Source organism: Providencia heimbachae ATCC 35613 (assembly GCF_001655055.1).
In the GTDB taxonomy this organism is placed as follows: Bacteria; Pseudomonadota; Gammaproteobacteria; order Enterobacterales; family Enterobacteriaceae; genus Providencia; species Providencia heimbachae.
In genome coordinates, this window is the sequence record NZ_LXEW01000046.1 from 34,576 (window position 1) to 46,678 (window position 12,103).

The 12,103-nt window shown below is 38.3% G+C and carries 12 protein-coding genes; 3 read left to right on the forward strand and 9 right to left on the reverse strand.

Annotated features, from left to right (window positions below; all coding sequences use genetic code 11):
- Window positions 1-146 precede the first annotated feature (146 nt).
- The 6 genes from fdhF to M998_RS16085 all read right to left on the reverse strand — a co-directional run bounded on the left by fdhF (window position 147) and on the right by M998_RS16085 (window position 7,296).
- The gene (gene fdhF, locus M998_RS16055; protein WP_082913042.1) at window positions 147-2,291 is read right to left on the reverse strand and encodes a formate dehydrogenase subunit alpha; all 2,145 of its coding nucleotides are present in this window, start codon (window positions 2,289-2,291) and stop codon (window positions 147-149) included.
- A 327-nt stretch (window positions 2,292-2,618) separates the two neighbouring features.
- Complete coding sequence (locus M998_RS16065; RefSeq protein WP_068909803.1) at window positions 2,619-3,086, reverse strand: PcoE/SilE family metal-binding protein; 468 nt, start codon at window positions 3,084-3,086, stop codon at window positions 2,619-2,621.
- A gap of 126 nt (window positions 3,087-3,212) precedes the next feature.
- Entirely contained in the window at window positions 3,213-4,133 is a 921-nt protein-coding gene (locus M998_RS16070) for an efflux RND transporter periplasmic adaptor subunit (protein WP_068445867.1), read from the reverse strand.
- Window positions 4,126-4,320 (reverse strand): DUF1656 domain-containing protein, encoded by a 195-nt coding sequence (locus tag M998_RS16075; RefSeq protein WP_068445865.1) that lies wholly within the window; start codon window positions 4,318-4,320, stop codon window positions 4,126-4,128. Before M998_RS16075 ends, M998_RS16070 begins: the two co-directional genes overlap by 8 nt.
- 15 nt (window positions 4,321-4,335) lie before the next feature.
- Window positions 4,336-6,273, reverse strand: a complete 1,938-nt coding sequence (locus tag M998_RS16080; RefSeq protein ID WP_068909805.1) for an FUSC family protein — start codon at window positions 6,271-6,273, stop codon at window positions 4,336-4,338.
- Window positions 6,274-6,390: 117 nt separating this feature from the next.
- Entirely contained in the window at window positions 6,391-7,296 is a 906-nt protein-coding gene (locus tag M998_RS16085) for a LysR family transcriptional regulator (protein WP_068445861.1), read from the reverse strand.
- A gap of 170 nt (window positions 7,297-7,466) precedes the next feature.
- Here M998_RS16085 and M998_RS16090 point away from each other — a divergent pair, with 170 nt between their 5' ends.
- The gene (locus tag M998_RS16090) at window positions 7,467-7,811 is read left to right on the forward strand and encodes an antibiotic biosynthesis monooxygenase family protein (RefSeq protein ID WP_068909807.1); all 345 of its coding nucleotides are present in this window, start codon (window positions 7,467-7,469) and stop codon (window positions 7,809-7,811) included.
- Window positions 7,812-7,871: 60 nt separating this feature from the next.
- Here the strand turns inward: M998_RS16090 and M998_RS16095 are convergent, their stop codons facing one another.
- The gene (locus M998_RS16095; protein ID WP_068445857.1) at window positions 7,872-8,342 is read right to left on the reverse strand and encodes a multidrug/biocide efflux PACE transporter; all 471 of its coding nucleotides are present in this window, start codon (window positions 8,340-8,342) and stop codon (window positions 7,872-7,874) included.
- Window positions 8,343-8,440: 98 nt separating this feature from the next.
- On the opposite strand from M998_RS16095, the gene M998_RS16100 reads away from it, so the two are divergent.
- Window positions 8,441-9,295 carry a LysR family transcriptional regulator gene (locus M998_RS16100; RefSeq protein WP_068445855.1) on the forward strand — a complete coding sequence of 285 codons (855 nt, stop codon included), beginning with the start codon at window positions 8,441-8,443 and terminating at the stop codon, window positions 9,293-9,295.
- Between the two features lie 187 nt (window positions 9,296-9,482).
- The gene (locus M998_RS16105) at window positions 9,483-9,962 is read left to right on the forward strand and encodes a DUF4822 domain-containing protein (protein ID WP_068445853.1); all 480 of its coding nucleotides are present in this window, start codon (window positions 9,483-9,485) and stop codon (window positions 9,960-9,962) included.
- Between the two features lie 105 nt (window positions 9,963-10,067).
- On the opposite strand, the gene yegD is transcribed toward M998_RS16105, so the two are convergent.
- Together yegD and M998_RS16115 are read right to left on the reverse strand one after the other, a co-directional pair.
- Window positions 10,068-11,420: a molecular chaperone gene (yegD, locus tag M998_RS16110; protein WP_068909809.1), complete on the reverse strand. Its 1,353-nt coding sequence runs from the start codon at window positions 11,418-11,420 to the stop codon at window positions 10,068-10,070.
- Window positions 11,421-11,540: 120 nt separating this feature from the next.
- The gene (locus tag M998_RS16115; RefSeq protein WP_068909811.1) at window positions 11,541-11,939 is read right to left on the reverse strand and encodes a hypothetical protein; all 399 of its coding nucleotides are present in this window, start codon (window positions 11,937-11,939) and stop codon (window positions 11,541-11,543) included.
- Window positions 11,940-12,103: the final 164 nt, after the last annotated feature.

Genomic DNA, 12,103 nt, shown 5'->3' on the forward strand with positions numbered 1-12,103 from the left:
TTAATTATCCTGAGCTTATCTTCACCATAATTTGCATTGTAGGTAGGCGGCCAGTAAAGCTAATCCTTATTCGCATACCTAAGTATGGGATTAGAATTAGCTTTGTGTAGCCAACCTCCTACAACGCAAAGAATGAAGGGGATTTATTAACCTTCAGCGGCTTCTCGCAAACGCCGCTTAATACTCGTATATTCCTGCACCACATAATGCTCAGCCTTTTGCTGGTCATCAATAGGTTCTACACGTACAGCACAGTACTTATATTCTGGTGTTTTGGTGATTGGGCTGAGGTTCTCAGCGACTAACTCATTACAAGCGCCAATCCACCATTGATAAGTCATGTACACCGCGCCTTTATTTGGCCGTTCACTGATGTTGGCTCGCGTGATCACTTTTCCTTGTCGAGAAGCCACCCAAACCAGCTCTTGATCCTTAATACCAAGCGCTTTCGCATCCGCGGTATTAATTTGCACAAAGCCCGGTTCATCCGCTAATGCCGCAAGCGCTTTACAGTTCCCCGTCATAGAACGACATGAGTAGTGCCCAACTTCACGTACTGTCGCAAGGACCATCGGGTATTCTGTACTAACTTGGTCAATTGGTGGTCGCCAATCACAAGTGAAGAATTGCCCTTTACCATTCGGGGTATCAAATTGCCCCCCCTCGTATAGATACTCGGTTCCTTCGCTTTCTAATGTACGACATGGCCATTGAATATAAGCCAGACCCGCCATTTTTTCGTAAGTCGCACCATAATAGATAGGACAAAGCTCACGTAACTCATCCCAAATTTCTTGGGTGTTGTTATAGTGCATTGGGTAACCCATTGCAGTGGACATCAAACTGATAATTTCCCAGTCTGTTTTTACATCCCCGACAGGTTCGACTGCTTTATAGAAACGTTGGAAACCCCGGTCAGCCGCCGTATAGACGCCTTCATGTTCTCCCCAAGAGGTGGCAGGGAAAATCACGTCGGCAATCGATGCGGTTTTGGTCATAAAAATATCTTGTACGATAAGCAGTTCAAGCTTATCGAAAGTGCGACGAATAGTGGCTAAATCAGGCTCTGTTTGCAGTGGATCTTCACCCATCACATAGTGCGCTTTTAGTACACCTTCATCAATAAAATGAGGGACTTCGCTTAATGGTATGCCATTTTCATCTGGCATTTTTTCAATGCCCCAGAACTTAGCAAATTTCTCAAGCGCCGCTTTATCTTCGACGTATTGATAGCCGGGGAGGGTGTTTGGTAACGCCCCCATATCGCAAGCGCCTTGCACATTGTTTTGACCACGAACAGGGCCAACGCCAACATGTGGCTTACCTAAATTACCTGTCAGTAATGCAAGACTAGTCAGTGCTTGGACTGTTTCCACACCTTGGTAAAATTGCGTAACGCCCATTCCCCATAAGATGGTGGCACTTTCTGCCTTGGCATACATACGTGCTGTTCTGCGAATATCTTCGGCTTGGATGCCCGTGATTTCTTCAACAGATTCAGGTGTATAAGGTGCGACTAATCCACGATATTGTTCGAATTTTTCTGTATGAGCTTCAATAAAGGCGTTGTCATACAAATTCTCTTCGATGATCACGTGGGCAAAAGCATTGATTAATGCAATGTTGGAACCATTTTTTAACGCTAAATGAATATCTGCAATACGCGCAGTTTCAATATAACGCGGGTCGCAAACAATAATTTGTGCCCCTTTTTCTTTCGCTTTTAAAATACGACGAGCTACAATAGGGTGTGAGTCCGCAGCATTGTAGCCGAAGACAAAAATACATTTGGTATCCTCAATTTCAACAATTGAGTTGCTCATTGCGCCATTACCGACCGAACGCTGCAGACCTGCAACCGAAGGGCCGTGTCAGACACGCGCACAGCAGTCGATATTATTGCTACCGACAGCTGCACGAACAAATTTTTGCATCACAAAGTTAGCTTCATTACCCGGACCACGGGATGAACCTGTTGTCATGATGGCTTTTGGACCATATTTTTCTTTAATCGCTAATAAACGCGAGCTGGCAAATTCAATCGCTTCTTCCCACGAGACGACTTCTAACTTGCCACCGCGCTCACGGCGGATCATGGGGTTTTTTAAACGAGGCGTTAAAATTTTGGTGTCATGAATGAAGTCCCAGCCAAAATATCCTTTCAGGCAGAGTTCCCCTTCATTGGTGTGACCATTCGCACCTTCAGCGCCAATGATCTTCCCGTTCTCCACCTTCAGGTTGATTTTACAGCCTGAGGCGCAATACGGGCAGACGGTGATGACTTTTTCCATCTACATTGCTCCTATATTTTCATTTAGCGATAAAAGTTCGCCTTATCTTTAATAGATATGCAGGGTTTGTGCCAGTTTATGTGCTGAAGTGGATTTAATTTAACCTATTGAATTAAATTATTATTTGTATTCTTTAGTTGGTGAAATAAATCATGGTATGGGTGATGGTCGTCATAAGTGTCGAAGTCTATGTGTAATATCTAATATTTGTGACATTGTATTTTTAGCGCTTAAGTATGAAGAGAAAGTGCGCAAAAAAAAGCCAGATGTTTCCATCCGGCTTTATATGACATAGATGTGTGATAAATATAATAGTTACTGATTTTCTTATCGTGTTTGGCTCCTTATTAAATGTTGATTAATTGTGTATTGAATAGAAGGTGAGGTATTGTTTTCTGTAAAATTCATCGCAGTTGCGGCTTTTTCATGGCTATCCATTAATGAAAATGGTTTGGCGATACCATTAATTTCATTTGTGGATAATCCCGCGGCTTTAATATGGGATGTAATAGCGGTTTGATTTGCGTGAGACATATTGTTTTCAATAAAACTTAAGGCAATCGCTGCTTTTTCGTGAGTCCCCATTTGTGAAAAAGGCTTTGATGTGCCTTTTATTTCACTGACAGGAAGTTGCCCAGCTTTGATATGAGTTGCAATTGCAGCTTGATTTGCATAGGAAGTATTATTTTCAGTGAAGCTCAATGAGACAACGGCTTTTTTATGAGACATGTTATCTGCATAAGCGGTTGCATTAAGCGTCAGTAAAAATACAGCTGGAAATATTAATTTTTTCATTGTCATACCTTGTGAAAATAAAGAGTAATGTCCTCAAATGAGGCTTAAATATACCCATGACATTTCAAGTAATTAGAATATCGTTGACTCGTAACTTGAATGGTTCAGGGGATATAGGAATAACTGTTAAAGAATCTTATATAACCGAGCAATTAATGATGAATGAATATCCTGTTCGGTTTCAACTTCAACACTGGCAGTGAGTCCCGCAGTTAAATGAATATCGCTAGGTAATTGGTCAAAAACAATCCTTACAGGAACACGCTGTGCTAGCCTTATCCAACTAAAGCTTGGATTAACATGAGGAAGACCAAACTCATCTAATTGTTGGTTTTCATCTGTAATTCCGTAACCAATACTTTCTATGTGACCCGTTAATGGTGTCGAATAAGCCATTAAGCGAATATTAACAGGGGCATTTACGTGTATTTGGCTCAGTTTTGTTTCTTCGAAATAGCCCATAACAATAAAGCTATCAGTATTAACTAAACTCAAATTTGCTTTGCCTGCCGTTGCATAGTCACCTTTTTGGATACGTAAATGCGTGATATAGCCGGTAACAGGCGCTCTAATAATGGATTTTTCTAAATCTAATTTAGCGATAGATAATGCAATCGTGGCTTTTTGCACGGCGGATTGTGCGATTGAAGCATCTCGTGCAGATTGCTGAACTTCTTCCTGTGACAGCATATGCTTGATGCTAGCACGTCGTTTGGCATCAGCATTTTTTTGCTGCCATTGTTGTTGTGCAATGGCTAAATTAGCCTGTGCTTCATTAACCGCAAACTGGAAACGAGATTGTTCGAGACGATATAGCTCATCGCCTTGATTAACCAGTTGATTATCTGCCACTGTGATCGCTTCGATTGTGCCGGATACCTCGGGTGCAATACGAACAACTTGTGCAACAACCTTGGCATCGCGAGTCCATGGTGTATTTTCATAAGCCTGCCATAGCAGCCAAACGGCATACACAGCAGCAATTAGGCAGCCGACCGAAAAAAAAGATTTACCGAGCTGGCGAAGAGGTAATAAACGTTTAGACATACAGCACCCAAGCAGAAATAAAAATAAGAGATAATGCAAATTCAATTAGTGCAGGATGCCATTGCTGTTGAAGCCAATGCCAGCGTGCAAGTGTCATTTTAAAAACATATAAAAAAGGTAAACATAAAAAAATAGAAACAAAAATGGGGGGCAAGAGCACACCCGAAAATGCAATTTCATGAAACATATAAAACTCTCCAATCTAGGCGGTTTTTAATGCCTTAAGTTGTAATAGCAGGTTCTCCATATCATGGGAAAAGTGATAATGGTTAGTATATTCAGAAGGTGAATCTTTATATTCTTGCAGTAAATTCTGCTGTAATTTTCTAATATGCAGTAGCGCTTTTTTGGGATCGGTTAAGCGAAGAGCAATATTAGATAAATAATATTGAATATTATTTTGGTCATGCTGTGATAATTGTTTTTTCCATTGCATAACGACGACACCTAATTGTGTGTAAATAAGCGCAGGTGTTAATAACGGACCATTAGCTAATAGAATTAAGCGATGCTGTTGTTTTTGTTGCCAGACATTAGGTGAGGCAATTTTTTGATTAAAAGCAATGACAGTATTGTTTAAAATTCGTTGATATAACTTTAGTTTTTGCGCAACAATATTTTTAGGTAAAATAATTAAAAACCCCATCCAAGCAAAAAATGTTGCTACAGCCCATGCTAAAGACCAGTTTAAAAAACGTTCAAAGTCATACTGAATTGGATTATTAATGTCTGTTAGTATGGTAAAGGCAACAAGATAAGCAAGCCCAGTTAAACCATATTTAGGGACACTCGTAGCATAAATACCCGGTAGCCAAAATAGCATAAGAACAATCAGTAATAATGGGAAACCATTGATTAAAGGTAATATGGCAAAAGTACATAAACAGGCCGCTGGGATGGCGTAGAGTGTTCCTCTAAAAAACGCTTTAGAGCCGGGAACAGGATTTGGCACGGTCGCTAATAGTGAGCAATAAGGCGCAAGCACCAATAACATCATATCGCCATGTTGCCATCCAGTTATTAGCCATAAAGCACCGGCTAAAAATAGCGTAATAGCTGCACGAGAACCATTTTCCCAAGCAGCAGAAAAAGAACGAATAAATACCACGTTACGCGCAGCTTTATAGCCCGTTTTTTTATCGAGCATCGCAAAGTAATTTAACGCTTGGCGAATATCATCAACAAGCTTTAATAAGCCTAATGCCGGTTTCTGAGAGTTTTCTAAACAGATACTTTCAATTTCATCCAATATCTTTATTTGAGCAGATAATGATTTTTCTTGAGCTATTGCTGTCCAACATTGTGCAATCTTTAAATGCATTTGCTGTGATAAATTCATTGGTAGTGGTGTAATAGCCGCATTAGCAAGTAATGCCATTGCATGTCTTACCCAAATTGATTTATAGGCAACGGATGACGACTCCGATTTTGCTACAGCTAATAAATCATCTAATTGATAAATAGTGGGCAATAAAGTTTCAGTATTTTTTGAAGCTTGCTTTTCACCACTAGCAAAATTATTAAATTGGTCGGCAAGGTGTTCAAATAATTGCTGATTAACAGATGCTATTTGTGATTTTAATTTATTTTCTGTAGGACGTTTATTAAATAATATCGTCACTATGCTTAAACATAAAATACCAATAAATACAGTAGCACCACGACCAAATATATGGTCGAATGCAAATTCTGGATGTTGCATTGCACCATAAGTTGCTAAGCCAATGGTATAGCCAGCGACTACCGCACCAGAAGCGCGAAAATGGCGAAGTAATGACATTGCGGCTACGCAAAGTCCAATCCAAATGGCAAAACCCATAATAAAAAGCCATGGCTTTTGTGAGAATAAACTCACAAGTACAAAAGCGGCGACCATACCAAAGATTGTGCCTAGAAAGCGCCACATCCCCTTTGCTAAAACAACACCGTGTGTTGGGTTAATCACTAATAAAACAGTTGCTACAGCAGAGTAAGGCATCTGCAACTCAAGGTAATAGGCAAGAAATAAGGCAAGTCCTGCGGCAATAGAACAACGTAAAATATAATTTATTTGCCATTGGTGTAATGTTAGTGAAGGAAATATACGATGAAACCCACTAAAATTTTTACGCCAAAAGCGTGTCGACATTAAATAAGACATAACGAATAACCTATTATTAAACGCCCTCAATATAGGTTGTTGTCATTAAAGAGAAAATTGATATTTATGCAAATGATGAATGCGCTGGCTGCATTCATCATTTACTTTCTGTGGGTATTATTCATTTGATTCACTGAACGAGCGAATTTTTCTTCTGAGCCATTGATGGGGAACATCTTGTTGGAATTGAGGATGCCAAGCCTGAACAATTGAGATGTTATCTGTTGGTAATGGCAGCTGAAAATATTGAATATGAATATCATTCTGTATTGCATTCTCTGCTAAATGTACAGGTAAAACTAATATATAGTCCGATTTTAAAATCGCAAAAATGGCTGAAAAAGCCGTCGGCGCAATCATTGCAATTTTTCTCTCTAATCCAAATTGTGATAAATACTCATCCATTGGACCTTGGGTTTTTCCGCGTCGAGAAATCACAATATGTTTCCAATTCACAAATTGCTCGCAAGTTATTTCTGACTGTAATATAGGGTGGTCATCACGAACAACCCCCACAAAATGGGTGTCAAATAAAGGTTGAACACAGATTTCAGGCCCAAGTTGGCGCTCAGCACTAATGTATAAATCTATTTGTCCGCTGCGCAAGGCATCAACATCAATTGAATCTTCTTCAGGTGTAAAGCATAGAATCGCGTTAGGAAGCTCATTCGAGATAGCTTCCAATAATTGCTGGCCATATTTCGCCAGGAAAATATCATTGGCTCGAATGGTAAACCGGCGAGTTATGGCACTTAAATCAGTATGTCGCTCATTGGAAAGAAGCTCTGTGATTTGGTTAAGTGCTTGTTTTACTTCTTTTTGCATCGCTAATGCTTTCGGTGTTGGAACCATTTTTCGTCCCGCTTGGACTAAAATAGGATCATCTAATGTTTCTCTAATACGTGATAAGGTTCGACTCATTGCTGAGGGGCTTAAATTAAGCTTTTGTGCAGCACCATTAACACTGGATTTTTCAAGCAGAGCGTCGAGTGCAAATAACAAATTTAAATCAGGGAATGACATTACTTTTTCTCAAGTTAAAAATACGTTAACAAAGTAGCATAGCCTTATTTGATAAGTTATTTTTGGCATTAATTGTAATTGGCGGGTATTTAAAGCATTTTGGCTTTAAATCGATTGAAAAGATAAACTCTTTAGAGATTATCATGGGTTTTTTTATTGAGGGGAAATAAATGATCGCAGTTATTTTTGAATTACAGGCAAATGAAGGACAGCAAGATAACTATCTTGCTCTAGCTCAACAACTTAAAGAGTCACTGACCGACATTGAAGGCTTTATTTCTATCGAGCGATTTCAAAGTTTAAGTGATAATAATAAGTTATTGTCACTGTCTTTTTGGGAAGATAAAAATGCAGTAATGGCGTGGAGAAATACTGAGTTACATCGCTTAGCTCAAGCTAAAGGACGCCAATCAATTTTAAAACATTATCGGCTTCGTGTAGCATCTGTTATCAGAGATTATGGATTAACTGAACGTGAAATGGCGCCGATTGATAGTTTGAAATACCACCAATAAAAAAATCCCCTAATGATGCTACCTATTAGGGGATAATATAATGACTAAATATCAAAGAGATTAAATACGTTCAATAATTTGCTTTGCTTCTAAAGCCTGTTGCTCTTTATAAGTAAACCAACGTGTACGCAATACGTCGTAGGCCAGATTAAATGCATAAGTATAGAAAAAGAAGAATGCAAAGAAGCCAATTTCTAAAACGAGCGCGCTCCATAATGACATATTTAATAGTAAGGCTAGAGTTGGAACACCTAAAATAACAAAGCTTAATTCAAAACCTATGGCATGAGCGATACGTACTTTCACTGGCCTAGATCTTCCTGACAATGGCCAATAACGATCAAAAAGCATGTTGTAAAATATATTCAATACCATCGCGAGGGTGGATAATACAATCGCAACCGTCCCCATTTGAAAAATTGAGCGTCCTAAAAGCCATGCACTGACCGGCGCAGTTATCGCAATAGCGATCATTTCAAAAGAGACTGCGTGAAAAATACGCTCAGTTAATGTTTTTTTATTTTTGCTCATAACGACCTCAAGTTCACAATATAGTAAAAATCAGGTGCAATTATTGGTGATTTTTATTATATATACAAAATGGCAGCCATCGAAAAAACCGATACCACATGAACTATTCTATAGAAACATTGCGTACCTTTGTTGAAGCCGCATCATTAAAATCATTTTCTGCGGCAGCTAGAAAATTGAATAAAAGCCAATCGACAGTGAGTAGTACTATTAGTGGTTTTGAGGATGATTTAGGTTTTCCTCTGTTTGATAGGCAAGGACGAGAATCAACATTGACCTTTGCAGGTAAAAAAGTGTTAAGTCTCGTCGAGGATATTTTATCTGCAGATGAACGTCTACAAGCACTAAGAGTTGAACTGTCACCTGACATTGAGCCAAGGTTAAGTTGTGCTTTTTCCGATATTTATCAACCGCCACACGCCGATGATTTACTTAAAACATTAGATGGGCAATTTCCGCATATTGAGTTTGAATTTTTGATTGCTGAAAATGATGATGTGATTAATATGCTGCAAAACCAGCAAGCTCACATTGGAATGATGGAGTCTCGAATTGAGTATCCCGCAGATATCACTTTCTCCCGTCTACCAATTAAAGGTGAATTAGGATTATATGTATTGAAATCCCATCCTCTCGCTAAGCAAAAAAATATAGCCTATCAACATTTAACGATGACGCGGCAGCTGCGATTAAGCAGTAGTACACAAACAATTATAAATAGCGAAAAAAATTGGCTAGCCCCTAATTATTTATTGTTATTAGAGATGGCTGAGCAAGGAATGGGTTGGGCAATATTACCCACTTGGTTGGTAAAACAGTTCGGCCATGATTTATTGACGAGCCTTAATTATGACCAATGGCCTAGAAAAATAGATGTTGATTTAGTTTGGTCAAAAAACTACCCACCCGGAAAAGCGGGCTATTGGTTAATTGATAAGTTGTTAAGAGCCTAATTAATAAATCGCGAAATTAAGTATCTATTCTTTTATGTTTAATAGAGTTTTAGTAAAATAAACAACTATATATTGTATGTAACAAAATATTATCTTGTAAATAAACGTAATAACATTTTGCTTATTAATGTTAGCTAGCTAGTCTTAATGAAACATAGATGTTGTTTGGATTAATCAAGAGGGTAATATGAAAAAATTATTAGTACCTACACTGTTAGCCGTTGTATCTACTATGTCTTTTAATATTCAGGCAGCTTCTGCACCAACTGAAAGTCAAAAAGAAGCAGTAAAAAGCAACTTAAATACTTACGAACAAATTATGGTTGGTAAAGTATGGGAAACAACTGGAGCACAAGACCAAGATAAAAAAGCGGTGAGTGCTGATGATAAGCAAGTTGCTAACTTTTTTGGTTTAGCCGAATATTACCCAGATGGCACATTTAATATGACAACCTTTGATGGTAAGCCAAAAATGAAAGGTGATTGGTCATTTGGTGAAGATGGTAAAACACGTTCTTTGACTGCGAAAGATGATAAAGGCGATGTCTTATTTACCCGAGTGGTTGAAAATGTGACAGTAACGCCTGAAGAATATACTTATCGTATTTATCCAGAACAAGGTAATAAGAATAAGTATTTCGATATCGTTCATAAAGTTAAAGAATAATTATAAAAGATGCCGCATTAGCGGCATCTTTTATGTAATACAATCAAAAAAACTATTTTATATCCAACTTTGACATTACTTTTTAGCTATTTAATATTACGCGTTTTATTTAAAGCAAATTTCAGCCCATCGAGCTAAGCCTGCCGTGACAGAGCCAAAATCATCGCCTTTTACAATCGGAATATTAGGCAGTTGTTGTTGAATAGCTTCATGTAGGATTGGTGATCGTGCACTACCGCCAGTGACAAATATGGCATCAGGTTTCACGCCACCTTGCGTAACGGCCTCTTTAACCAGTTCAATCATTTTACTTTTTGGTGATTCAATTGCTTCCACTATTTGTTCACGTTGTATATCTATTTCTAAAGTTTCATTGATGAGTGCGATACGTGCTAAATAGTTCGCCTCATCAGATAAAGCAATTTTAGCTTCTTCTGCCTTTCTAACAATGCTGTAGCCTAATGTTTCATTATAGATTTCTAATAACCGCGCTATTTTTTCAGGTTCTTTTGCTTCCTGCTTTAATCGTGTTAATGCAGTAAGATTTTGCCGCGAGTAAAAATCTTTTTGTGCTTCTACGTTATTGATGGCGATAGGGTTCCAAAATTGCAGTAATGGCATTTTTATCCCCGATAAAGATTGGCTTTCCATACCAAACAAGTGCATTAATTGTTTGAGTGCAATAAAAATATCAAGGTCGTTTCCACCAACCCGCTGTCCACTATGTGCAAGTAATGAGTCAGAACGGTCGCTTGCATTTCGGTAGCTTGGCCCCATCTGAATTAATGAACAGTCGGTTGTACCACCGCCAATATCAACTACTAGGATTATTTGGTCTTTATTTAATGTTGCTTCATATTCAAGGCCGGCTGCAACAGGTTCAAACTGAAAATCAATATTTTTGAATCCAGCACGCTTTGCCGCTTTTATAAGAATAGATTCAGCTTGCTTATTAGCCAGCTCACCGCCACGACCGTGGAAGTTAATGGGTCTACCAATCACAGTGTCAGTGATAATTTCTTGCGTGTTTTCTTCTGCTTTATTTTTAATATTTGCCATCATGGCACAAACTAAATCTTCAAAAAAGCTGACTTGGACTTCATGAAGTCCCGATGCGCCAAGAAAGGATTTTGGCGATTTGACGTAATAGACATCACGAGGGTCACGTAAATATAACTCTAATGCTGCTTGGCCAAAAACAATATCTTCAGGCGCTAAGTCGATACCTTCATCTTGGTTATAAGCGAGAGAACGTCTCAGTATCTGTTTACCGATTTCATCTGAGGGGGAAATATTGCAGTGACGGAATAAGTGCTCAGAAACGGATTCTCTTGTTGGAGCGCAAAGGGTTGATGGGATATAAAAGCGATCACCTTCTAAAGGTAATAGTGTTGGGTTTCCATCTTTCATTATTGCGACAGAACAGTTGGATGTTCCATAGTCAAAACCAATAAACATCTTGCCTCCAATTAGCTTACCTTGAAAAAAAGGTTGGAAACTGTATACCAAGCTAAGAGGAATTACTACCGGATTAGTGATTTTATTTCTTGATTAAGAAAACGTGGGGCATAATTTTAATTATGCTTTACAGTATTTATTCCAAAGGATATTAAAGTCGTTATTTGGAAACTCTTCATCAGCGCTATCAATCAATGGAATTGATACGACATTTCGGCCATCTTTGTGTAGATAGGTTTTTACCACAAAGCGTTTGAATCCATCAGAATCATGGTTAGTGAAAATTAAAACATCACCACAAACGTAACCTAACATACCATGGTCTAGTGTTTCTCTTATCTCATGATATTTCACATTTTTATATTTGGCTGTTTCAGGAAATGCTAAAAAATCCTCAACGGCTTTTTGAGATTTAGCTACAATGTCTAAGTCAGGGGTGTAGTTAGTCAGAACGCCGCCGATAAAGGAGGTGCCAGCAATGAGCCCTACAACTAAAACTGAAAGTAATTTATTTTTCATGACATTAGATTCATTGATAAATATATTGTTGTGATTATTACTCTCAATTTATCATAGGCGTGGTCATAACTATATGGAGAGGAAACAATGTCAATCAATAAGCAACCAAAAATTACACATTAAAATATGTTGTCATAAAAAGAGGAAGATATTGTTTTTAGAGT